Origin of the sequence: Streptococcus sobrinus DSM 20742 = ATCC 33478 (genome assembly GCF_000686605.1) — a bacterium.
In the GTDB taxonomy this organism is placed as follows: Bacteria; Bacillota; Bacilli; order Lactobacillales; family Streptococcaceae; genus Streptococcus; species Streptococcus sobrinus.
This window is the reverse complement of record NZ_JMLC01000006.1, coordinates 50,470-73,758: the sequence shown is the minus strand read 5'-3', so window position 1 is coordinate 73,758 and position 23,289 is coordinate 50,470. Positions and strand designations below refer to the sequence as shown.

The 23,289-nt window shown below is 45.1% G+C and carries 17 protein-coding genes and 1 tRNA gene; 12 read left to right on the top strand and 6 right to left on the bottom strand.

Features of this window, described 5'->3' with window-relative positions; translation table 11 throughout:
- Positions 1–26: 26 nt before the first annotated feature.
- The 6 genes from ptcA (at position 27) to BS63_RS0104210 (ending at position 5,529) form a co-directional block, all read left to right on the top strand.
- Entirely contained in the window at positions 27–1,046 is a 1,020-nt protein-coding gene (gene ptcA / locus BS63_RS0104235) for a putrescine carbamoyltransferase (protein WP_002959768.1), read from the top strand.
- Positions 1,047–1,108: 62 nt separating this feature from the next.
- Complete coding sequence (locus BS63_RS0104230) at positions 1,109–2,461, top strand: APC family permease (protein ID WP_002959767.1); 1,353 nt, start codon at positions 1,109–1,111, stop codon at positions 2,459–2,461.
- A 101-nt stretch (positions 2,462–2,562) separates the two neighbouring features.
- Positions 2,563–3,660, top strand: a complete 1,098-nt coding sequence (gene aguA, locus BS63_RS0104225; protein WP_002959766.1) for an agmatine deiminase — start codon at positions 2,563–2,565, stop codon at positions 3,658–3,660.
- Between the two features lie 47 nt (positions 3,661–3,707).
- Positions 3,708–4,658 carry a carbamate kinase gene (gene arcC, locus BS63_RS0104220; RefSeq protein ID WP_002959765.1) on the top strand — a complete coding sequence of 317 codons (951 nt, stop codon included), beginning with the start codon at positions 3,708–3,710 and terminating at the stop codon, positions 4,656–4,658.
- 94 nt (positions 4,659–4,752) lie between these two features.
- Positions 4,753–4,823: transfer RNA gene (locus BS63_RS0104215), tRNA-Cys, on the top strand.
- Between the two features lie 136 nt (positions 4,824–4,959).
- Positions 4,960–5,529, top strand: a complete 570-nt coding sequence (locus tag BS63_RS0104210) for a serine rich lipoprotein (RefSeq protein ID WP_002959764.1) — start codon at positions 4,960–4,962, stop codon at positions 5,527–5,529.
- Positions 5,530–5,958: 429 nt separating this feature from the next.
- Here BS63_RS0104210 and BS63_RS0104205 read toward each other — a convergent pair whose 3' ends face one another.
- From BS63_RS0104205 to treP, 3 genes are all read right to left on the bottom strand, one after another.
- Positions 5,959–7,854 carry a M13 family metallopeptidase gene (locus tag BS63_RS0104205; RefSeq protein WP_002961137.1) on the bottom strand — a complete coding sequence of 632 codons (1,896 nt, stop codon included), beginning with the start codon at positions 7,852–7,854 and terminating at the stop codon, positions 5,959–5,961.
- Positions 7,855–8,312: 458 nt separating this feature from the next.
- The gene (treC, locus tag BS63_RS0104195) at positions 8,313–9,938 is read right to left on the bottom strand and encodes an alpha,alpha-phosphotrehalase (RefSeq protein ID WP_019773149.1); all 1,626 of its coding nucleotides are present in this window, start codon (positions 9,936–9,938) and stop codon (positions 8,313–8,315) included.
- Between the two features lie 200 nt (positions 9,939–10,138).
- On the bottom strand, positions 10,139–12,106 hold the full coding sequence (gene treP / locus BS63_RS0104185) for a PTS system trehalose-specific EIIBC component (RefSeq protein ID WP_028798447.1): 1,968 nt from the start codon (positions 12,104–12,106) through the stop codon (positions 10,139–10,141).
- Positions 12,107–12,354: 248 nt separating this feature from the next.
- Between treP and treR the strand changes: the two genes are divergently transcribed.
- The 5 genes from treR to BS63_RS0104160 all read left to right on the top strand — a co-directional run bounded on the left by treR (position 12,355) and on the right by BS63_RS0104160 (position 14,558).
- Positions 12,355–13,065 carry a trehalose operon repressor gene (treR, locus tag BS63_RS0104180; RefSeq protein ID WP_019775917.1) on the top strand — a complete coding sequence of 237 codons (711 nt, stop codon included), beginning with the start codon at positions 12,355–12,357 and terminating at the stop codon, positions 13,063–13,065.
- A gap of 321 nt (positions 13,066–13,386) precedes the next feature.
- A complete protein-coding gene (locus BS63_RS0104175) occupies positions 13,387–13,593 on the top strand; it encodes a hypothetical protein (protein WP_002961127.1) in 207 nt (68 codons plus the stop codon).
- Entirely contained in the window at positions 13,586–14,155 is a 570-nt protein-coding gene (locus BS63_RS0104170) for a hypothetical protein (RefSeq protein WP_002961124.1), read from the top strand. The genes BS63_RS0104175 and BS63_RS0104170 overlap by 8 nt, the downstream gene beginning before the upstream one ends.
- A gap of 2 nt (positions 14,156–14,157) precedes the next feature.
- A complete protein-coding gene (locus tag BS63_RS0104165) occupies positions 14,158–14,367 on the top strand; it encodes a helix-turn-helix transcriptional regulator (RefSeq protein WP_002961122.1) in 210 nt (69 codons plus the stop codon).
- A 2-nt stretch (positions 14,368–14,369) separates the two neighbouring features.
- Positions 14,370–14,558, top strand: a complete 189-nt coding sequence (locus BS63_RS0104160; RefSeq protein WP_002961120.1) for a hypothetical protein — start codon at positions 14,370–14,372, stop codon at positions 14,556–14,558.
- A gap of 247 nt (positions 14,559–14,805) precedes the next feature.
- On the opposite strand, the gene BS63_RS0104155 is transcribed toward BS63_RS0104160, so the two are convergent.
- Positions 14,806–17,442, bottom strand: a complete 2,637-nt coding sequence (locus BS63_RS0104155; protein WP_004205619.1) for an ABC transporter permease — start codon at positions 17,440–17,442, stop codon at positions 14,806–14,808.
- Between the two features lie 9 nt (positions 17,443–17,451).
- A complete protein-coding gene (locus tag BS63_RS0104150) occupies positions 17,452–18,153 on the bottom strand; it encodes an ABC transporter ATP-binding protein (RefSeq protein ID WP_002996363.1) in 702 nt (233 codons plus the stop codon).
- Between the two features lie 199 nt (positions 18,154–18,352).
- On the opposite strand from BS63_RS0104150, the gene BS63_RS0104145 reads away from it, so the two are divergent.
- Positions 18,353–18,937: a TetR/AcrR family transcriptional regulator gene (locus tag BS63_RS0104145; RefSeq protein ID WP_004205622.1), complete on the top strand. Its 585-nt coding sequence runs from the start codon at positions 18,353–18,355 to the stop codon at positions 18,935–18,937.
- A 481-nt stretch (positions 18,938–19,418) separates the two neighbouring features.
- On the opposite strand, the gene BS63_RS0104140 is transcribed toward BS63_RS0104145, so the two are convergent.
- Entirely contained in the window at positions 19,419–23,102 is a 3,684-nt protein-coding gene (locus BS63_RS0104140; protein ID WP_028798446.1) for a right-handed parallel beta-helix repeat-containing protein, read from the bottom strand.
- Between the last annotated feature and the right edge of the window lie 187 nt (positions 23,103–23,289).

Sequence of the window (23,289 nt, the reverse complement as noted above, 5' to 3'; positions counted from 1 at the left end):
TTACAAATAAAAGGAGGTCTCTGCAAATGGCTAAAAAGAGAGATTATATCACAACCGAAACCTACACCAAGGAAGAATTGCTACAGATTGTTGACCTATCCTTGAAGCTCAAAGATTGTATCAAAAACGGTTACTATCCGCCGCTCTTAAAGAATAAGAGTTTAGCGATGATTTTCCAACAATCATCCACAAGGACACGGGTTTCCTTTGAGACAGCTATGACCCAGTTAGGAGGTCACGCTCAATATCTAGCACCCGGTCAAATTCAGCTGGGGGGCCATGAAACGATTGAAGACACCTCTCAAGTTGTTTCTCGACTGACTGATATTATCATGTCCCGTGTTGAACGCCATAAGAGCGTTGAAGATTTAGCTAGATTTTCTTCTGTCCCTGTCATTAACGGCATGTCCGACTACAACCACCCTACTCAAGAGTTAGGCGATCTCTGCACGATCATTGAACATTTGCCGGCTGGTAAGAAACTGGAAGATTGTAAGGTGGTCTTTGTCGGAGATGCTACTCAGGTTTGCTTCTCTTTGGGACTGATTACCACTAAGATGGGGATGGAATTCGTTCATTTTGGTCCTGAGGGTTTCCAACTCAATGACAGGCATAAAGCTAAATTAGATGAAATTTGTGCTGTTTCAGGTGGTAAATATACTGTCACTGACCAGGAAGATGCCATCGAAGACGCTGACTTCCTCTACACCGATGTTTGGTACGGCCTCTACGAAGCAGAGCTTCCTGAAGAAGAAAGGATGAAAATATTCTATCCTAAGTACCAAGTCAATAGCGCTATGATGGCTAAGGCTGGTAAGAACTGTCAATTCATGCACTGCCTGCCAGCAACTCGCGGTGAAGAAGTTACCGATGATGTTATGGATGGTCCAAACTCTATTTGTTTCGACGAAGCTGAAAATCGTCTAACGTCTATTCGAGGTATTTTGGTTTATCTCCTTAGCGACTATTACGATAAGAATCCTTATAGCCTAGATAAGCAAGCACAAGCCAAGGCTGAACTCGAGCAATTTTTAAAGAAGAACTAAGCAAAAGAGGCAGGGATCTTAAGATGGCCTGTCTTGCCTCTATTTAGGGAAGGACAAAAACTATGGAAGGCAAGAAAAAATTTAGCTTATTTAGTGCAGTTTTATCTGTTATTTGTGTCGTATTTGTGGCCGAGGCAGCGGCTCCTGTCGCTGCCATAGGAAATTCTCAATTTTTCTGGTGGATTTTCCTCTTGGTGGCTTTCCTGCTTCCTTATGGCTTAATCTCCTCAGAACTTGGGACCACTTATATTGGTGAAGGGGGTATCTACGACTGGGTCACCAAGGCCTTTGGCCATAAATGGGGCTCTCGGGTCTCTTGGTACTACTGGATCAATTTCCCTTTGTGGCTGGCTTCGCTTGCAGTCATGACCCCAACCCTTCTTGAAACCATAACCGGCTATCATTTTTCAACACTAACTAGTATTATCACCGAATTAATCTTCATCTGGATTATTGTTTGGATTAGCTTTTACCGTGTCAGTGATAGTATCTGGATCCTCAATGGGGCTGCTGTCATAAAGATGATTTTAGCCATTCTCGTTGGTGGTTTAGGTCTCTACGTTGCTCTTACCAAGGGCATGGCCAATAAGATGACCTTGAGCTCTCTATTACCAAACTTTGATCTTAATAGCCTCTCCTTTATCTCAGTCATCATCTTTAATCTTTTAGGTTTTGAAGTTATCTGTACCTTTGCTGATGATATGGAAAAGCCTAAGAAACAAATTCCGCAGGCCATCATTGTTGCAGGCCTCGTCATCGCTGCTATCTATATCTTCTCTGCTTTTGGTATCGGTGTTGCTGTCCCAACCAAGGATATCTCAACCAGCAGCGGTATGATTGATAGCTTTAAGCTTCTGACAAATTCTAGCGGAGGTTGGTTCATTATTTCTATGGCCTTTCTCTTCCTGCTGACCCTCTTTGGCAATATGCTTTCTTGGTCACTTGGTGTTAATAATACTGCCTGCTATGCCGCTGAAAATGGTGATATGCCAAAGGTCTTTGCAATCCGCAGTAAGAAACATCAGATGCCTATTGGCTCAGCTATCATGAATGGAGCGGTGGCTAGTTTGGTCGTTGTCATCGCACCATTTCTTCCTAACCAAGACTTGTTCTGGGCCTTCTTCTCCCTTAATCTGGTGATGTTCCTCCTCTCCTATATGCCTGTCTTTCCGGCCTTCTATCTCCTGAGGAAGATTGATCCCGAGACCCCTCGCCCCTTCAAGGTTAGCGGTAAAGATACTTTCTTAAAATTCCTAGTAATTCTGCCAATGGTAATTATCCTGATTTCCTTGGTATTCACCGCTCTGCCTCTATCTGCTCAAGAACTGGCTGGAAAACTCCCTATCACCATCAGCTCAATTATCTTTATTGCTATTGGTGAAGCTATTATCCTTGTTAAAAAAATAAAGAAGTAGTTGATGTAAATTTACAAGAAATCAAACATTGAGATTAGGGCTTGTGTGATTAAGAAGCTTTGTAGTCTCAAGTCAGACACTCTAGAAAGGACATAATTACCATGGCAAAACGTATAAAAAACAGCACGCCCAAACAAGATGGCTTTCGCATGCCAGCTGAATTTGAACCCCAAAAGCAGATTTGGATGGTCTGGCCTGAACGGCCTGACAACTGGCGTTGGGGAGCTAAACCGGCTCAGAAGGCCTTCGTCAATGTAGCAAGGGCCATCAGCCAGTTCGAGCCGGTCACCATGTGTGTTAACCCTAGTCAATATCAAAATGCTAGGGCCCAACTCCCTAGTCAAATCAGAGTCGTTGAAATTGCCAGTGATGATTCTTGGGTAAGAGATTCTGGTCCTACTTTTGTCGTTAATAATCAAGGTCAAATTCGCGCCAACGACTGGACCTTCAACGCTTGGGGTGGTCTGGTAGATGGTCTTTATTTCCCTTGGGACAAGGACGAGCAAATTGCTCAAAAGATTTGCGAAATCGAAGGCATTGATACTTATCGGACGGATGATTTCGTTCTAGAAGGCGGTTCTATCACGGTTGATGGTGAAGGAACCCTCATCACGACTGAGATGTGTTTGCTCAGTCCTGGTCGTAATCCAGATATGACTAAGGAAGAGATTGAGGTCAAATTAAAGAACCACCTTAACTTAGAAAAAATTATTTGGGTTAAAGACGGTATTGACCCTTACGAAACCAATGGCCACATTGATGATGTCGCCTGCTTTATTCGCCCAGGTGAAGTCGCTTGTATTTACACCGAAGATGAAAGTCACCCCTTCTATAAAGAAGCACAGGCTGCCTATGCAACCCTGAGCCAGGCGACAGATGCCAAGGGTAGAAAGTTAAAAGTTCATAAGCTCTGCGTTACTCAAAAACCATGCTATCTCAAGGATGCTGATACCATTGACCTGGTTGAAGGTACTCTCCCACGTGAAGAGGGTGAGATTTCCATCGCCTCCTATATGAATTTCTTGATTGTTAACGGTGGTATTATTCTACCTCAATACGGCGATGCCAACGATGAACTAGCTGTCCAACAGGTACAAGCTATGTTTCCTGACTATCAGATTGTCGGTGTTAGAACCGAAGAGGTCGCTTACGGTGGCGGTAATATCCACTGTATCACTCAGCAGCAACCAACTGTCTAATTTTCTAGCTCATCATTTGTCAAAAATCTCATTGGGGGAGAAAGGGTATGAAAAGAAAAAAAGCAGTTATTGCTCTTGGCGGCAATGCTATTCTAACGGATGATGCCTCTGCTATCGGGCAACAGAGGGCACTGGCTAGCTCTGCAGAATATTTGGCAGATTTAATTGAGGAAGGTTACGAGCTTGTTATTACCCACGGAAATGGCCCTCAAGTTGGTAATTTACTCTTGCAACAGATGGCGGCAAATTCTGAAAACAATCCAGCTATGCCGCTTGATACCTGCGGAGCCATGACCGAAGGAGCCATCGGCTACTGGCTACAAAACGCTTTGGACAATGCCTTAGATCGGCGGAGGATTGATAAAAAGGTCGCAGCTCTGGTCACGCAGGTTGAGGTCTCTGCTAAAGATCCTGCCTTTACCAAGCCAAGCAAACCAATCGGTCCCTTCCTGACTCACGCCGAAGCCATAAAAGAGGCTAAACGCAGTAAATCTGTCATCTTTAAAGAGGATGCTGGGCGTGGTTGGCGCAAGGTCGTGCCTTCACCCCTGCCCATCTCAATTAGGGAAAGTCCAATTATTGAAGAACTCTTGGAGCACGGAGTCGTCACGATTGCTGCTGGCGGTGGGGGAGTCCCAGTTGTAAGGAATAATGAAAACGAACTGCAGGGAATTGAGGCCGTCATTGATAAGGATTTCGCCAGTCAAACCCTAGCCGACCTCATTGATGCAGATTTACTCATTATTTTAACGGGAGTTGATTATGTTTACATCAACTATAATAAGCCCAACCAACTTCAACTAAAAGATGTCACAACGACCCAATTAATGGCCTACATTGATCAAGGACAATTTGCTGCTGGCAGTATGCTACCCAAAGTTTCCTCCGCCATCCTCTTTGCTGAAAATAATCCTAGGCGAAAAGCAGTGATTACTTCTTTAAATAACCTATCTGCTGCCATTCATAATGGCGATGGAACTTGGATTAGCAAGGGTTAACGAAAAGATCAGCTGATAACCAAGACTTTTGCCCTAACCATGTCCGTCCCCTTGACGAAGTCGTATTTTTAAGATAGAATAGTCTTCGTTATATGGCGGTATAGCCAAGTGGTAAGGCACGGCTCTGCAAAAGCTTGATCGTCGGTTCAAATCCGTCTACCGCCTTTTATGTGAAACACCCAGGCTTTGGTTTAGGGTGTTTCATTTTCGCCCATTCTGTCTTAAATTTTACTAAAGTTTTTCGAGGAAAAGCCTTGTCTTTTATTTGTGTCTCTGCTATAATACAGTTTGAAGGACGGTTATGATTATGAAAAAATTAACGGTTTTGACATTATTAGCCACTTTGGCAACCATTTTGGTCGTTATTATCAATCCTAATCGAGCTAAAATGGCAGTTTTAGGGATGACTTCCCAATCTTCAACAACCCAAGCTGTAGAAGCCTCTAGTTCGGCAACAGAAACGGTTGTAACAAATACCCCCTTGACAACAACGATTGTGACAGCTTCTCCTGGTCAGTACACAACTCAGGATGGTACCAAGGTTAGCGTTAGTCAAAATGGCAGTTTTAAAGCCGTTTATTCAGATGGTAGCACCTTGGTTACCTATACAGACAATACCTACTCCTACAAGGGTAAAGACGGGGCTGAAGCCAGAACTTATGCCGATGAAACTTACTTCATTACAACTGCTTCAGGGTCTTCTTTAACCACCTATGAAAATGGTTCCTATCAAGTTAATCTATCCGATGGCAGCCACTATGATACTTCAAATTCAAGTGGCCTGGCTAGCCTGCAAAGTCAATACAAACTACCAACAATTGATAGCTACAACCAAAAGGTCAAGGCCTTGGTAGACGAACTCAACCAATAAACAGAACAAGATTTAAGCTCAGCCCGATGGCTGAGCTTTTTGTTAGGCTTTGAGACTGTAACAAAGAAAGAGCCCAACCAAACGGTTAGGACCTCTCCGGAGATTATGAAATTATACGACGGTCTACGACAGGGAAATCAGACAGTCGTTTTTACTGTCTAATTGAACCTAGTCACTCTAAGAAGAAAAAGTAGAGTGACTTTGTCTGTGGTGACACGCAGTGAGTTTAGACTGACGGATCCTGGTGCAGCGGAGTCGCACCAGGAAAAGTTTATATCTTTAAAAATGAAAAAGAAGAGATTCAGACTTGACTGAACCACTTCTCGGAGATTATGAAAAAGAAAAGTTTATTTAGGATTGATTATAGTATAACTGGGTTCACTTAATATCAGCTTAATAGACTAAGTTTTAATCTTATTTGCCAGATTGTTACCAAATAATCACTCGATCCTCTGGTGCCCGCCACATGCCATCACCTTCTTTAACTTCAAAGGTGGTAAAGAAGTCATCAAAGTTGGCTACTTGGACATTGGTGCGAAGCTTGCCTGGGGCATGGACATCAATGGAAATCAGGAGTTGCAGGTATTCTTCGCGGGCCTTCATCCGCCAGATGGTCGCAAAGTTGGTGAAGTAATCCTTGGCTGAAAAGTCGGCATCCTTTTTAGCAGCTTCAAGGGCACAGGCTAGGCCACCCAAGTCTGCGACATTTTCTGAAACGGTTAGTTTACCGTTGATTTTACCGCCAGCGAAGTCTAAGCCATCAAATTGTTGGACCACCTTGTCGGTACGCTCCTTGAAGGCAGCATAGTCAGCCTCGGTCCACCAATTTTTCAGGCTGCCATTTTCGTCGAAGGAAGCCCCATTGGTATCAAAGGCATGGGAAATTTCATGAGCGATGACAGCTCCGATTCCGCCATAATTGGCTGATGAAGACTGGGTCAAGGAATAAAATGGAGCCTGCAGAATAGCTGCGGGGAAGACAATCTGGTTCTGCTGTGGATCATAGTAGGCATTGACCATGTGGGCAGGCATGTGCCACTCGCTGCGGTCAACTGGCTGGTTCCACTTGCTCCAAGCATGGGCAATGGAGATTTGCGACAGCATTTGAGCATTTTCTACTAGAGACAGGCTTTCATTAATAACCTTCTTCTCGTAAGTTTCTGGCAATTTTTCAGGGTAACCAATATGTGGGGTGATGGCATTGAGTTTGGTGATAGCCTTATCAATAGTCGCTTTTTGCAGCCAATCATTTTTAGCCAGACGCTCCTTGTAGACCTCAATCATGGTGGCTACCTTGGCTTCGACATCGCTCTTGGCTTCTGGGGAGAATTTTTGCCCGGCATACCAGAGACCAATGGCCTGGTTGTAAGGCCCTTGAGCTAGATAGTAGGCTGCTTTTTTCTGATCCATGGCCTGTGGGGTTCCTGAGAGAGCTCGGGTAAAGGCCCCTGATAAGATGCGAATCTCGTCGGTCAGGTAGGAATTGTAGGAGAAGGCCGCTGCACGAACCAAAACAGCCTTGAAGGCCGACCAATTACTCTGACTGTAATAATCCTTAGCGAAATCAGTCCAGAAACGCTCCTCAGGAACGATAACCTTATCGGGTACCTGTCCCAGAATATCCATAAAAATAGCGTCCAGTGGCAGTTCAGGAGCCAGCTTAGTAAAATCGGCCCAATCGTAGGGGTGATAGAGCTTGACGTACTCAGAAGATTCTTCATTGGAGAGGACATACTTGGCCAACTTGGCATCTAACTCTAAAATCTTATCCAGCATCTCAGTAATCTCTTGGTCTGAAAAACCAAACTTAGGCAGGAGGTCTTCCTGACACTTACGCCAAAAGGCAAGGAGTTCCTTACCTTTTTCGTTGCCTGCTTCATAGTAGGTGGTATCTGGCAGGATGGTACTTGGTGCCTCTGCCCAAAGAACATTGGTTCTGGCATCCATAAAGTCGGGGGAGACACTAAAAGGCAGGAGATTAGGCTTACCCAGCATTTCTAATTTACCCGCTTCTTTAGCGAAGTCTGCAAAAGAGCTGTAAGCTTGGTATTCTTTAATGATAGCTTGGACAGGAGTCACACCCACTTCTTCGCGCTTGTCATAATCAGCCACTAACTTGTGAAACTTGACGAAGTTGGCTAGAATCGGATCACTAGGCAAATTTTTCCCTGCCAGCCAGTCATCCGTGGTCGCCAACATCAGCTCCTCAATTTCATCAGATAGGTCAGAAAAGCCACCGGTGCGGGGCTTGTCCTCAGGGATAACAGCGGTCTTTTCCCAGTCGCCATTGACCGCTTCAAAAAAATCATCTTGCAAACGTACCATAGTTTGCTCCTTTCTTTTACTTTTTTAGATTAGATTCTGAACATCGTTCAACAATGCCTCCATTGTATCAAAAAAGAGCCTATCTGACTGTTTTTCTCTTTTTTGAAATTCTTCGGCTTTCTCAAAGGAGGGCCTTTGAGCTTCTCAGCTGAAGGTCGGAAAATCTTGGACCTCTCTAACGGACCTGATTGTAGCGGTAGAAAAATTGCCAAAGTCTGGTTTGGATTCTGGACTTGACTCAAAATCCGTCTAAATCGAAGCTCCATAGACCTATTGAGCATTGAGAGTTTTGGCTTAAAGGACCTTGAATAAGACGCCCACCATCTTGACAGGACCACACATGAAGATGGTGATGTCATCAACACCAGCCTTAATTGTGGGCAGGTCACTAAGCTTAAACAGCTCAGTCCTCAAGCAAATTCTAGAAATCCTCACTACTACATCTTATTTTACGCTGGTTAATCAAGCAGGATGGCTAAGGTTTGATAGGGCTGGAGAATCAGAGTTTTGGTCAATTTGGCATCAGGGTAGTTGCTGATAAGAACTCGACCCTGCTGATAGTCATCCGACAGCTCTAAGCTAGTTGGCTGGGCAAAGAAATTATTGAGCACTAAAAGTTTTTGGCCTCCTAGCTGGCGTTCAAAGGCATAGACTTGGTTATGCTCCTGATAGGCAGACTTGTAAGTCCCTTCTGAAATAATGGCTAGCTCCTTACGTAGGGCAATCAATTTCTTGTAGAAAGGGAAAATCTTTCCAGCTTTCTCCTTTTGGACATTGATAGTCTGGTAGGTCTTGCCGACTTTAAGCCAGGGGTGGGCTGAGGAAAAGCCAGCATTGGGGCTAGCATCCCACTGCATAGGGGTGCGAGAATTGTCCCGCGATTTGGCCTTGATAATGGCAAAGGCTTCCTGAGAGGTCTTACCCTGGTTTAGGAGTTCCTGGTAGGCGTTAAGACTTTCCACATCGACATAATCGTCCATGGACTGGTAATCGGGGTCCAGCATACCGATTTCTTCCCCCATATAAATATAGGGCGTTCCACGCGAGAGGTGAATGGCTGCTGCCAGCATGGTTGCTCCCTGATTACGGAAGTTTTTGACATCAACAAAACGATTGAGGGCTCGAGGCTGGTCATGATTGTTCCAGAAAAGAGCATTCCAGCCGCCTGCCTGGTTCATTTCCTGACCCCAGGTGTGGAAAAGATTTTTGAGCTGATCAAAGTCAAAGTCTGTCAGCGTCCATTTTTGCCCATCTTGGTAGTCTACCTTGAGGTGGTGAAAATTGAAGGTCATAGACAATTCATGCCGGTCCTCTTTGGAATAGAGGATACAATTTTCAATCGTGGTGGAGCTCATTTCACCAACAGTCACGGCATCCCCATCCTGGCCGAAACTAGCCTGGTTGAGCATTTTCAAGTAGTCATGAACAATGGGCTTGTCGGTATAGGCTGGCTTACCGTCATTGACGGGACAATCCTCCAAGACCTGGTCTTTACCAATCAGATTGATGACATCGAAGCGAAAGCCCTTGACCCCTTTGTCCCGCCAGAAATTGACCACCTTGAAGAGTTCCTCGCGAACATGAGGATTGCGCCAATTAAGATCAGCCTGGGTCTTATCAAAGAGGTGGAGATAATACTTGCCGGTATCCCCAAAAGGAGCCCAGGCAGGGCCACCGAACTTGGAAACCCAGTCGGTTGGGTGATCTCTCAAGATAAAGAAATCTTGGTAATAAGGATCTCCAGCCAAGGCCTTTTGAAACCAGGGGTGCTCGGTTGAACAATGGTTGAGAACCATATCCAACATAAGGCTGATACCATAGGTTTTAGCTTTGGCTACCAGCTCTTCAAAATCAGCCATAGTCCCAAAGAGCGGATTGACCGCCTGATAATCGGAAATATCGTAACCGTTATCGTTTTGGGGGCTGGGATAGAAGGGATTGAGCCAAATCATATCAATCCCTAATTCAGCTAGATAAGACAGTTTTTCAACAATCCCAGGCAGGTCACCAATTCCGTTCCCTGTAGTGTCCTTGTAGGACTTGGGGTAGATTTGATAGACGACTGTTTTTTTATCAAATGTCATGTTTTCTCCTATAAATTTGTCAGTTAAGCTTCTGGTTGGGCTCTGCAGGGTTCTGGAACTTCAAGACTAATTTCTCAGTCGCCTAGCTCTTGAAAAATCTTGCAGAGTAGCATATGAGCTCTGAGTCCTTGGGCCTAATCTCCTATTTGCAAAAGGAGGTTGAGGCACCTGGCTCCCAACCTCACATTTTTAATCTATTTTTAGAGCTTGCTGGCTAGTAAAATCTCATCGCCAGGTTTAACTTCATGGGGCAGCTGACCCTTTGTATCTATTTGAAAATCGTTTTGGTTGGTCACAATGACCGGCGTTATGACAGAATAGCCTGCCGCCTTAATAGCTTCCATATCGAAGCTAATCAGCTTATCACCAGTTTTGACATGGTCACCTTGCTGGATATGGGCAGTGAAACCTTGACCATTTAAATTGACGGTGTCCATACCGATATGAATCAACATTTCCAAACCTTGGTCGGTCACTAGGCCAATGGCATGTTTGGTCGGGAAGAGAACGGAAACTGTCCCGTCAACTGGGGCTACCAGTTCACCTTGACTAGGCTCGATGACAAGTCCTTGCCCCATGACCCCTTGGGCGAAGACAGGGTCGGGTGATTGTGATAGGTCTTGAACCTGACCAGCTAACGGACTCTTGACAGAAATCAGAGTCCCAGCTGGAGCACTCGTCGCTTCCTTGGCCTGGGCAACCGCTTGAACTTGTGGAGCCTTGACAGTGGCATCCTCAGTCTTGGTAAAGAGACCTATCCGACGAAAGACCATGGTCACAGTAAAGGGAACAGCGATGGCCACTACCATTAAGAAAGCGAAGATAATCATATACTTGGCTTGGATGGACAAGATCCCCGGCAAACCACCGATACCAATGGCATTAGCCGTAACGTTGAAGGTCGTACAAAGGAGGCCAGCGATAGATGAACCAATCATTCCTGCAATAAATGGGTAAATGTATTTCAGGTTAACCCCGAAAAGGGCGGGTTCGGTAACACCTAGATAGGCTGAAATAGCGGCAGGTAAAGAAATCTGTGCTTCTCTTTCATTGTGACGGTTCATCCAATAGTAAGAAAGGACAGCTGAACCTTGAGCGATATTTGACAGGGCAATCATTGGCCAGAGGCCGGTACCGCCAGAATCGGCCACCAACTGGGTATCGATAGCATTGGTCATATGGTGGAGACCCGTGATAACCAAGGGGGCATAAAGGGCACCAAAAATAGCACCGAAGAGCCACTTGACAGGACCTGTCAAACCAGCTAGAACAACATAAGAAATTCCCTTACCAATGGTCCAGCCAATTGGTCCTAAAACAGTGTGGGCCAAAATCAAGGCTGGCATCAAAGAAAGGAAGGGCACAAAAATCATGGAAACGACTTCTGGAATGTGTTTGCGCCAGAAGCGTTCTAGATAAGCCAGAGACAGTCCAGCTAGGAGAGCTGGCAGAACCTGGGCCTGGTAACCGACCTTTTCAACCGTGAAGAAACCAAAATTCCAAGTCCATTTGGCTGCAATCTCTGCCGCCGATGTCGAGGCGAAATTATAGGCATTGAGCAATTGATTGGGAGAAATCAGACAGATCCCTAGGACAATTCCCAAAATTTGGCTGGTTCCCATCTTACGACTGACTGACCAGGTAATGCCGACTGGCAGGTATTGGAAGATGGCCTCACCTGGCAACCAGAGGAAATCATCAACTCCATGCCAAAAGACCGAGACATCAACAATGGTCTTCCCATTCAAGGCCGACCATTGGACCCCTTCCAAGACATTTCTGAAGCCCAGAATCAGACCACCGACGATGATGGCCGGCAGAATTGGTGTGAAAATTTCTGCTAGCATGGACAGGGAGCGTTGCAGCCAGTTCTGGTTCTGTTGAGCTGCAGATTTAGCAGCTTCTTTTGATACTCCTTCAATCCCTGAAACAGCGGTGAAATCATTATAGAAAACTGGGACATCATTACCGATGATAGCTTGAAATTGTCCAGCATTGGTAAAGGTCCCCTTAACCGCTGGGATAGCTTCTAAACGCTTGATATCAGCCTTGCTTTCATCGTTTAGGACGAAACGCATTCGAGTTGCACAGTGGGTGACCGCGGCGACATTTTCCTTGCCCCCGATAGCTTCCAGCATCTCACGGGCATCCTGTTCAAATTTTCCCATTGACGGGCTCCTCCTTATTATAAAGATTGTCTGATAAAGGTTGTGGGCAACTTATTAAAGTTCCCTGCTGGCTGTGAATTAGCCAGTCGTTCTCATTTCTTTGACCAGACTGCTAGTAATTGTTTACGCTTTCATTCTAAGCCAGCCCATCTTAAATGGCAACTTGTCTGGAAAATTTCTTTGATTTTCAGGCGATTTTTCTAAACTTGTATGCTAAACTAAAAACAAGTTAGCAAGGAGAGGTTACTATGAAAAAATATCAGGTCGTTTTTAGAGACTTAGAGAAAAAAATTAATCAGAGCGATTATCCTGCCGATTCCTTCCTTCCCAGCGAAGGGGAGCTGGCTGGGAAGTACGGGGTCAGTCGTGATACCATCCGCAAAGCCCTTAGCCTATTAGAAAAGGCCAAGCTCATCCGTAAGAGTCAAGGCAGAGCCAGCTTAGTTAGACGGCAACAACACTTTAACTTCCCCGTCTCCAACCTGACCAGCTATCAGGAATTAGTCCAAAACCTACAAATGAACTCCGAAACCAAGGTCCTCTCCCTCTATCGTCTCCTAGTTGATGGGGACTTAGCTAGGGTGACAGGTTTCCAGCCTGGTCAACAGGTCTGGCGAATCCAACGTCAGCGAATTGTTGATGGAGCATCCTCCGTCCTAGACACCGACTACCTCCTGACTGACTTTGTCAAAAGAATTAACCAAACTATCGCCCAAAAGTCCATCTACAACTACTTGGAAGGAGAGTTAGGGCTGGAGATTGCCTATGCCCAAAAAGAAATTACCATTGAGCCGACTAGCGAGCAAGACAAAATCTGGCTGGATGTTGGCCTTGAACATCATGTCGTTTCAGTTAAATCCAAGGTCTACTTAGCCGACCAAGCCCAGTTTCAGTTCACTGAAAGCCGGCACATTCTCGAGAAATTTCACTTCATTGATTACGCTAGACGAAAAAAATGAAATAAAACCAAACCCAGCCTTTGCATTAGTCGGTCCGAAGCTAGGCTTCTTTGGGGGCTGACTACTTTTATGCCTTTAGCTCACCTATACTCAGCAGAGACGCTAGCCAACAGTCCAGGCAAGGAGAGCAGTTTTGTTCTTCTATTGTTAGGCTCAGGAAAATCAGTCTCCCCCAGACTGATTTTTTCGAACCTAAAAAGTTATAAATAAATCATATTTTCTCTTGTATATTTTTGGACAGTATGATATATTTATAACGTAAAGGTGAGGTATTTCTAACAAGACCTCCAGTAGAATATTTTTTAGAAAGTAGGTGGCAAGATGCGTAAAACTAGTGATTATAAATGGGCCGTTATTCTTTCTGGGCTCATCCCGGCTATCGGTATCATCGTGGGAGTCTTTTATAACCTCGGTTTTGATCGTCCACTTTCTTATTTAGTTGCCCTTGCTGTCATCGTCGGAGTTTCATTAGGCTTCTGGGGGCTGAGGTGGCAGTTGAAGAAAGATAAGGAGGATAATCGTGCTTAAAAATTATAAATGGCTTTATTGGATTTGGGTCCCCACTTTAATTCTTCTCTATTTTTTGACCCCAGCCAGTACTCCGGCTTGGATAAAGGGGCTGGTTTTCACAGTGACTGGGCTCTTCTTGGCTCTGATTTTTGGAATTATGTCTAGCGTAAGGTTGGTCAATACAAAAGAGCGAAGCTTTGGCCTAGCAGAAAAACTCTATCTGTCCACCCTCTTTTTTGCCATGGCTATTTATAGTTTGGGACTTGAAATGCTAACCCCCGCTACCCATCCTGCCTGGCTTAAAGAGGGGATTTTGGGAGCTGCTTTCTTCCTACTCCTCTTTCTTGGGGCCTACTTCTGCTGGAAGAAAACTAGCGAGCGACCCGATGAACGTTTTTATCAGGATCTTGCTAAGGCAGCCAGTCTGTCCTTGGGCTTGATAATCTGCTCTCTACTGGGGCTAGCCGTCATCACTATCTGGTTTCCCTTTGCTCTGACACCAGGGGGCCTGCTCATTTATATTGGTGCCTTGCTGACCCTCTTTGCTGTCTGCTTCTGGGTTTTTGAAAAGAGTGAGTGATTATGGCCAAAATTATTACTAACTTAAAAGAAATTCGTGAAAAAGCAGGCTTGACACAACAGGAACTGGCGGAGGCCGTTGGGGTCCGCCGAGAAACCATCCTACATCTAGAAAACAATCGCTACAATCCCTCGCTAGAAATGGCTCTCAAAATCGCACGTGTTTTTGACCTGTCCGTTGAAGAAATTTTCCGTTTAAATGAGGAGAAATAAGTATGAAAAAGCAAATTTGTACTTACTGTGGCGCCGACCAATTTGTCATCAAACAGCAGTTCAAAGGCTATGCAGGTGTTGTAAATGAAGAGGCAAAATTCTTTTCAGGGGGCTTGGCTCTTTACCACCAAATCTGTAAAAACTGCGGCACTGTCCACAGAAGTTTTGTCAAAGATCTTGATAAATTATAAGGGAGTGAGACAAAAATTGTGATTTTGAAGAAATCGATTTTGTCGTCTCACTCCCGCACAGTTGATTAGGAAGGACGCTATCCCGAAGGGGATAAGTACTTCCAATCAACCACTGCGTCAAAGAGTCTAATGTTGAAAAAAGTAACGAGGCTAGAACTTTCGTCCAGCCTCGTTTTTCGCATATTTACCTGCCTCTTATGTTCAAGTTGCAGGCCTTGTTTTCTGTTAAACTTTTCTTTTTCTCTTCCTAATCTACCGATTTTAGAGCTTCCAGCATATCAACGGTCTTGAGGCGGCGGTAGACAACCCAGCCGAGGGCCAGAAGGATACCGGTTATGACAAGGACGGGGGTATAGTAGACATGCAGATCCATGTCAAGCGGGTAGACCCTGTCCTGACTCATCATGGTGATGATAATATCGTGGAGATAATAACCGCCAATCAGACCGAGAACCATACCGACTAGAGAAAGAAGAATCGTTTCTCGATAGATATAGAGCATGACCTCGTAGCTGTGGAAGCCCAGCACTTTGATAGTGGAGAGTTCTCTAATCCGTTCGGCTACATTGATATTGGTCAAATTATAGAGAATAACAATGGCTAGAACTACCGAAGTAACCACTAAAATCGTCATTGAAGCATTAAGGCCGTTAACAGCCGTTTTAATCATACTAACCCAAGTCGAATTTTGCGTTAGCCCTGAGATTGCCGTAAGGGAAAGTAAATAACTCGATTGCTTAGACAACTGTTTGGCTGAATGATTTTTCAGATTAACCAAATCGCTGTTGTGGTCAGGTCGATGACCGAAAATGCTCTGATAATAGCTATCTTTCATAAAGATATAGTGGCCAGTATTCATCTGAGCAGTAGCAGCAACCTTAATGGTTCGCTTTTTGCCATCCTGATCTTTAAAACTCAGCTTATCACCGACTTCGACCTGATAAAATTCGGCTAACTTTTGGGTGATGATGGCTCCCTCTTTAGGCAGTTTCAATGATTTCCCAGTTTTCACATCTAAGAGGTGGATGAAGTTCCCAAAATCTCTTTGTTGGCTGGTCATTAGAGTAATGGTCTTCTTTTCATCCTGTCCCTTAATTTTTTCGTCAATTTTTTCACTGTGAATAGTCTGATAGCTGGCTACTTGGTTTGATTTCAGGTAGCTGTCAACCTTGGCTTGTTCAGCCTTATCAGCCTGGGAATTGCGAAGGACCAACATATCGTAGGAGGTTAATTGACCAAACTGATGGTCAACCATCTTGCCTAGGGAGGATTGAAGTCCTAGACCTGAAAAGAGTAGGGCTAGGGAGCCCGCAACTCCAAAGACGGTCATGGCCATTCTTTGCTTGTAGCGAAAGATATTACGCATGGTCACCTTTTGAGTGAAGCTGAGACGCCGCCAGATAAAGCCTAGTCTTTCCAGTAAAATCTTGGAACCTGCAACTGGGGGCTTGGGCAGGAGGAGCTGGGCAGGCTTCTCACTCAATTCTCGTTTAGCGACCAAAAAGGCTGGCAGAACGGCACTGATGAAGGCTAGAGCAAAGGCTAAAAGCGTATAAGACCAATAGAAATAGAAGTGAATGTTCTTGATGACTGTCAACTTAACCGCATTCTTCACAATAATTGCAGGCAGGAAGTAATGACCGCCTATGATGCCTATGGTGGTCCCTAAAAGACTGGCAACTAGGCCATAGATGACAAATTTTTTAATAACATCATTATTGGAATAGCCCAAGGCCTTGAGCAGTCCGGAATTGGTTCGCTCCTCATTGACAAAGCGGGTCATGGTCGTAAAGGTCACCAGGGCAGCTACCAAGTAGAGTACAACAGGGAAAATATTACCAATTTGATTGACATTACGACTGATATCTCGATAGGTCTGATAACCTTCCCCACCAGGTAGGGTTGTCCGACTGTAAGTCTGATAAGTCGGTGTTGCCAGCTGATTTAATTTAGTCTGAGTGTCCTTGATACTAGCTTGATTCTGAGCCAACTTAGCCTTGCCTTGGGCTAAAGCAGCTTGAGCTGCTGCCAAACGCGGACCGCTCAGGTATGGTAGAAGCTTTTCTTGTTGATTAAGCTCTGCTTGGGCTTGATTCAGTTTGGATTGAGCTTGGTTGATACCTGCCTCTTTATCTTTCTTGATTTCTGCTAGACGCCTAGTACCATTATCGGCCAAGACCTGATCTAAGGCTTCCTGCTTTTTTTCCAAACCTTTGGTATAGGCAGTGGAAAAAGGATTAAGGTTTTTCAGGTCATCGTAGCGCAGGCGGGCCAGGCTGTATACAGGACTAGAAAAACTATCAGCGGGTGTCACCGCATAACCAGTCAAGTTCCCATCGCCTGCGGTAGAGGAACCTAAATTTTTATAGGACCAAATTTCAGATGATTTGACGAAACCAACAATCTTGTAACTAGTTACCCGCAGAATGCCAGTTGACTTTTGCTTGAAAGTGATGGTACCGCCAATTTTATAGTCCTTTTTCAAGGTTTCAGATAGAGCGATTTGATTGCTTTTCCTTGGTAAATGACCAGACACTAGTTGGTATTGAGACAAGGTTTTTGTTTTAGAGAAAATTCGAACTGCATCATTCTTATCTTTGGTAGTCACGTCAGTCATATAGGCGAATTCTACTGTGGCCCCTTTGGTTTGTTTTAATTCATCTTGATCTGCCTTGCTCAGACCACTACTAGCAATAACCGATAAGTCCATGGTTTTATGGTCACTCAAGTAGTCAATGGCCGTTTTTTGCATATCTGGACTAACCACCTTGAGCCCCAAGAGGGCGAAGGCTCCCAAAAACATAAGCACAGTGATGGACAAAAAACGCCCCAAAGAGCCAGTGAAGGATTTGAAAATATCTTTCCAATAGATTTTCTTCTTCATGACATCCTCCTAGTATTCCAGACTGGCAATATCTTGAGGCTGGTCGTTGAGGTCAATAGACTTAACCTTGGCATCATGCATCTGAATGACTCGATCAGCAATGGGGGCTAAAGCAGCATTATGGGTGACAATAATCACTGTTGCTCCCTGTTCACGCGACATGTCCTGCAAAATCTGTAAGACCTGTTTCCCTGTATGATAGTCCAGAGCTCCAGTTGGTTCATCACAAAGAAGAATTTTGGGAGTTTTAGCAACAGCACGCGCAATGGCTACCCGCTGCTGTTCACCGCCTGATAGTTGGGCCGGAAAGTTGTCAAGCCGTTCCCCCAGTCCAACATCTTCCAGAGTCTGTTGAGCATCGCGGGCATCTTTGACAATTTCAGAAGCCAACTCAACATTTTCCTTGGCCGTCAGATTAGGGACCAAATTATAGAATTGGAAAACAAAGCCAACATCATTGCGACGATAATTGGTCAACTGTTTAGAAGAAAAATTCGAGATATCTTGTCCGTCGATAATCACTTGTCCATCATCATTAGTATCCATACCTCCGAGAATATTAAGGACCGTTGATTTCCCAGCCCCCGAGGCTCCAAGAATAATAACCAGTTCACCTTTTTCAATAGCAAAACTAACATCATTATTAGCAATAATCTCCGTATCACCCATCTGATATCGTTTAAAGGAATGTTTCATTTCAATATAGGACATTATTTTTCTCCTTACCTCTAATTTCACACCCCTTATTATAGGGGATTTGGCTCAGTGAAAAAAGCCCAAAATGTTTACAGATTGTCAAGTAATTGTAGGCTGAGATTCCCCCATAAAACTGGGTTGCCAAAGCTGAAAATTGACATTCATTTGACAGCCCGTCAATTTTTTTATAAGCTGGTGCTAAAAGGAGGTTACAATGGTTCAAGGAAGCCGTGAAGCTATTGTCAATGCTGTCTTTCGGATTGCTAGCAAAAATCCCAAAAAACGGGAACTCACTATGGCAGAAATCGCCAAGGAAGCTGGGATTTCTCGCCAGGCGATTTATCAAAAACACTTCGCTAATGTCGAGGAAATTTTTAACTATATCCACAGAAGCATGACGGATGAAGTTTTTGCGACTTTTAAAACTAGTATTACCAATCCTAAAAATCATTCAATCTATGAAGCCGTGGCTAACGATATCATCCCCCTTGTGTATCAGAAACGAGATCGCGTCTATGTCTTTTATCACACCTCGCTAGATACAGGTGTTTCTAATTTTTTAGAAGCACACTATGTCGACTTACTAGAGCATGCGGCTATTGAGATTGATAATAAGGGGCCTTTCTCAAATAAGAGTATGATGAGGATTGTCATCAATTATATTTTTTCCATTGTTGGTGAATGGATTGCTGAGGATTTCCCAGACCCACCAGAAGTCTTTGCCAAGAAATTTTTAGACTTAATGGAAAGCTCCCCAAAGGATTTAATTGATGCTAGGCCAGCCCCTGACAAAAATTAATTAAGTAAGTAAACAAGAGGTGCAAAAAGCCTACCAGCTATTGAAGCGGTAGGCTTTTTTAATATTAGCGACTTTAGTCAATTTTGCTCCGGAGATGCAACAGCCAATAGAATGAGAGGCATAAATTATTAGAGCCAAACCATCAATTTATCTTCCTCTTCAACTTCAAAGTATCAAGATAGCAGCTGAGTAGTCACCCTATTGCAACCTACTGCTCTCTCTTATTGAGTTTTTATCTCTTTTACAAAAACACTAACGAGGTTAAAAGTAACCTGTTGCAGGCTGAAACCGCTCACTCTGTACCACCCTGTATTAGTTGAGTTGCAACAGGGATGGGCAAACGCTAAAGCACCAAGCCCAATATCGCAAATTGACCTTTTCACCAAATTGTTAGCTATAGGAAAAACGAAGCGGTTGCTGACTATATCCTGATTCCTATAATTGAGTGTTCAGTCAGTTAAAAAGAACCAAAATCTTCTTATTAATCTTCTTGGTGTTTGTTGAGGCTCCCAACAAAAGTGACTATCATAAGGCCAAGAAATATCATTAGAGAATCAGCCTTGCTATCACCTGTTTCAGGTAAAGCTTGCGCTTTTTTGTCTGGCTTATTAGATGTGTCTGTATTCATAGAAGGGTTCTGGTTAGATGCTGGGCGACTGCCTTTACCTGGTACTGCTGGGCTGTTTGGTAAATCAGATAAACCGCTTGGATTACTGGTATCGTTAGAGGATTGTGCAGAATCACTGGGATCTGAAATATTCCCTTGCGATTTTTGGTTATCCTCTGCCTGATTGTCAGAGCCAGCAGCATCACTAAATGAATCAGGGATTGCTGAAGCTAGGGAAGAATTTTCAGGGGCTTGACCAACCACGGGGGTTGTTACCATAACAGACGGGTCGGCTTGATCAGCAGGTGTGGTTTGGTTGCCATTAGCATTTCCTTGTTCTGAAGAATTTAGCTGACTAGGGTCGGCTTGGTCAACACTTGGTTGGTCCACCGGAGTCTCAGGAGCTACCGATGCTTGATCTTCATTTGATGTAAGGAAATTAGTTGGCTGTTCAGGAAGATTAGCTGCCTGATTATCAGCATCATCAGATGCCGCTTCCTTATCAGAAGAAGGCGCTTGGCTTACCCCATCCACAGCCGGTTGAGCTGTCGGATCAGGTTGACTAGCACTTGGCGCTTGGGAAGCTGCCGGAGTGTCGTCCTGATTTTCATCTGCAACTGGTGCCTGAACCTTCGCAATAGAATTCTGGTCTGCAGAATCAGTCTCCTGATTGCTTGGTTGAGAGGCATCTGAGTTGGCTGCGGAGTCGAGAACTGCTTCTTCAGCCGGCATCTCCGTCGCTGCTAGCTGCTCTTGACTTGGAGTTACACTACCAGGAGTTTGAGCGGAGTCAGGTTGGGGAGCTACTGGGGCTGGACTCGGCCCTGCAGTTTCTGATTGAGCTGCGGGGTCAGTAGATGCCTGGTCTTGCTCTCCTGCTTGGGGATGAGCTTGTTCAGCAGCTGGGATTTCTGGCGCAGCCGATTCTACTGACATATTTCCTTCAGGCACTTTAGGTGCTACTGTTTGAGCCGGCTCTGCATTAGTTTGACCTTGCGGAGTTTCTGGTTGAGAAGAAGCCTGATTTTCAGTCGGTTGGTCGGCTTGGGCAGATGAGTCTTGCTCATTGCTTGCTTGGGCCTGACCATCTTGGCTTTGGCCCTCAGTATTTGATTGACCGCTCTGGTCAGGAACTGATGGAGTTTCTGATTGAGCAGGGGTATTTTCAGTCGCTTGAGCTTGGGGCTCTGTTTGAGCTGAAGCAGAACCATTATCTGGGCTGTCAGCTGCCGGCGCTGGATTCACTTCTGGAGTTTGGTCAGAAGTTTTATCAGCTGATTGAGACTGGTCCTGACCTTGGGCTGCTTGATTTTCAGCACTTGGTTGGATTTCTTCTGTCTGGGCTGGAGCCTCATTGTTTGGCTGAGCTTGACCATTGTCATTAGCGGCTGACCCTTGGTCTGATGGTGTTTCCGTTGACTGATTGTTATCAGCTTCTGGAACTGGCTCAGTCGGTTGCGTTGACTCGGCTGGCTGGCTATTGTCTGCTTGAGCTTGGTCGGCCGGTTGGCTAGACTCTGTGGACGACTGATTATTGTCTGCTTGAGATTGATCAGCCGGTTGGTTAGACTCAGTTGATGGTTGACTGCTGTCAGCTTGTGGTGCAGGGTCTTGAGACGGTGCATCTTCTTGCTTATCTGCAGCCGGGGCTGAGTCTTGCGATTGAGCTGGTGCTTGAGCACTTGTCACCAAGTTAGCTAGTTGGGCATCCTTGTCAATGGTATTGTTGTCAAGGTGAATGTCGCCATTACCTTGAGCTGAAAGGTCAAAATTAGCATTGATGGCATTGACGCTATTGCCAAAGGAGTTCAACAGTTTGTTGTCCTTGATGGTAACATTTTTGATGTCGCCGTTGGCAGTTTGGAAGTCAATAGCCCCACGTTCTTGATTGTAGAGATCACTGGTCGTTCCTGTTCTCCAAAGGAGGTTGTCATGAACGCTGATACCAGTATCATTGTTATCAAAATTGTAACCTGGGAAGACCGTACTAATACGGACTCCGGCACCGGCAAAGTTATCCTTGATGAGGTTATTAGCCACTTCGTGACCCTTACCACCAAAAATACCCACACCTCCGGCCCGCCATCCCAGTTCGATGGTGTTGTTGAGGTATTTGTTGTTCTCATCCATGCTGGCGTTGGAAGCACCATCACGGCTGGACCAGCTGGCCAAGCCATCGTCACCATTGCCACGGATGTTTGAATTTTGGACGGTTGAATTTTTGGTTCCTTGGGCAAAGTTAATGCCGTCGGCCAAGTTATTACGGATACGAGAATCCTTAACCGTCAGACCATCAGTATAGTGCATATTTGAGGCATCATAATCCCCAATCCACATACCGGCTTCAAAATGTTGCTCCCAGAAATCATGGATTGAAGAATCCTTGCCAAGGCTACCGGCAATAGCTTTGTAGTTGGCAGCTTCTCCATAACGGGAAGTCAGGTTGGAATCGGTGAAAAAATCGCTGATTTCCAGACCATCATCATTGTGGTCAAATTCAAATCCACCACCCCCAACTTGGTCGCTGGTAAAATGCAGGTTGGTATGCCAGATACCTGCACCTGAAATCTTCATATTTGAAGCCGTCACATGAATCTTTTGGGCTAGATCAAATTGACCAGCTGGAATGTAGACATTTTTGCCGGTCGATTGAGCATCCGCAATGGCAGCCAAGAGGGCTTGGCTGTCATCCTGACCGTCATTGGCAACGGCACCCTTATCGGTGATACTGATAGAATTTTCAGGTTGGGCTTTGGGGCCTTGGTCCTCTTCCAATTCGATAAAGTCAATACCGTAGGCAACATTATCCCCCTTCTTTTTGACCAGGGTAATCTTATCGCCTGCCTGCAGTTGAACATTGCTCAAGAGGGTGTGAGCTTCATCGAAACGGAAACGAGCACGAGCACCCTCACTGGCTGAATCCTGCTCCTTATCTCCAACAAGGTACTGCCAAGAGGAGGCAGAATTCAAATCCAGGGTCGCAACGCTATTGCCATTGATTTGGACATCCAATTGACCTGTTGTCCCGTCTGGAACGGTATAGCGGACGTTGAGGGCATTGGCTGGCTTGGTAACCTGGAAGGTTACGGATGAGCCTTCATTGGGCAGCTCAACGTATTTTTGGTTGGAAGCTTCAACGGCGGTTGAATCAACGTCGTCGGAAGCCTGTTGGCTGGCCCCGTTGGCCAGTTGGGCATCCTCAGCCTCATAGGTAGTATATGGAACTTTGGCACCATAATTGGAGCTGTCATAGGTATTCGCTGCAGCGCTGGCTGGTGCTTGAACCTTGTTAGTCTGATCGCTAGTTTGTGTTTCTACTTGAGCATCAGCATTGGCGTTTTCTGCTGGCTGGCTGTCCTGGCTAGTCGTGATGACACCGCTGCTTGCAGGGGCAACTGACTGACTTGACATCGATTCAGAAGATGCGGCCAGAGAGGCAGAAGGGGTAGAGGAATTTTCTTGAACCTCATCTGCACTGGCTGTCGTCGCTGCTTGCCAAGACAAGCCGATAGCTAATAGACCAAGAAGAATTGCTATTTTTCGCTTACTTAATGGCAAGGGAACTCCTTTCTAGAGGAGGCCGAGATAAAACTCCTAACCTCTTTACTTTTTCAAGTTCTAACATATTGACGCAGGGGGTTGATCGGATATCTTTATTCCCCGCATAGCGGTGATAGGTTCAATAACCTGGGAGGCTATTGGAGAAAACCAAGTCAACTGTGCGGGGTGGGAAATAAAAAGGTTC

Excerpts from the sequence above, each read along its gene's own strand:
- treC (WP_019773149.1), bottom strand. The coding sequence starts at position 9,938 with ATGACATTTGATAAAAAAACAGTCGTCTATCAAATCTACCCCAAGTCC.
- BS63_RS0104150 (WP_002996363.1), bottom strand. The coding sequence starts at position 18,153 with ATGTCCTATATTGAAATGAAACATTCCTTTAAACGATATCAGATGGGT.
- BS63_RS0104205 (WP_002961137.1), bottom strand. The coding sequence starts at position 7,854 with ATGGTACGTTTGCAAGATGATTTTTTTGAAGCGGTCAATGGCGACTGG.
- BS63_RS0104160 (WP_002961120.1), top strand. The coding sequence starts at position 14,370 with ATGAAAAAGCAAATTTGTACTTACTGTGGCGCCGACCAATTTGTCATC.
- ptcA (WP_002959768.1), top strand. The coding sequence starts at position 27 with ATGGCTAAAAAGAGAGATTATATCACAACCGAAACCTACACCAAGGAA.
- BS63_RS0104210 (WP_002959764.1), top strand. The coding sequence starts at position 4,960 with ATGATTATGAAAAAATTAACGGTTTTGACATTATTAGCCACTTTGGCA.
- BS63_RS0104165 (WP_002961122.1), top strand. The coding sequence starts at position 14,158 with ATGGCCAAAATTATTACTAACTTAAAAGAAATTCGTGAAAAAGCAGGC.
- treP (WP_028798447.1), bottom strand. The coding sequence starts at position 12,106 with ATGGGAAAATTTGAACAGGATGCCCGTGAGATGCTGGAAGCTATCGGG.
- BS63_RS0104175 (WP_002961127.1), top strand. The coding sequence starts at position 13,387 with ATGCGTAAAACTAGTGATTATAAATGGGCCGTTATTCTTTCTGGGCTC.
- BS63_RS0104145 (WP_004205622.1), top strand. The coding sequence starts at position 18,353 with ATGGTTCAAGGAAGCCGTGAAGCTATTGTCAATGCTGTCTTTCGGATT.
- BS63_RS0104230 (WP_002959767.1), top strand. The coding sequence starts at position 1,109 with ATGGAAGGCAAGAAAAAATTTAGCTTATTTAGTGCAGTTTTATCTGTT.
- arcC (WP_002959765.1), top strand. The coding sequence starts at position 3,708 with ATGAAAAGAAAAAAAGCAGTTATTGCTCTTGGCGGCAATGCTATTCTA.
- aguA (WP_002959766.1), top strand. The coding sequence starts at position 2,563 with ATGGCAAAACGTATAAAAAACAGCACGCCCAAACAAGATGGCTTTCGC.
- BS63_RS0104155 (WP_004205619.1), bottom strand. The coding sequence starts at position 17,442 with ATGAAGAAGAAAATCTATTGGAAAGATATTTTCAAATCCTTCACTGGC.
- treR (WP_019775917.1), top strand. The coding sequence starts at position 12,355 with ATGAAAAAATATCAGGTCGTTTTTAGAGACTTAGAGAAAAAAATTAAT.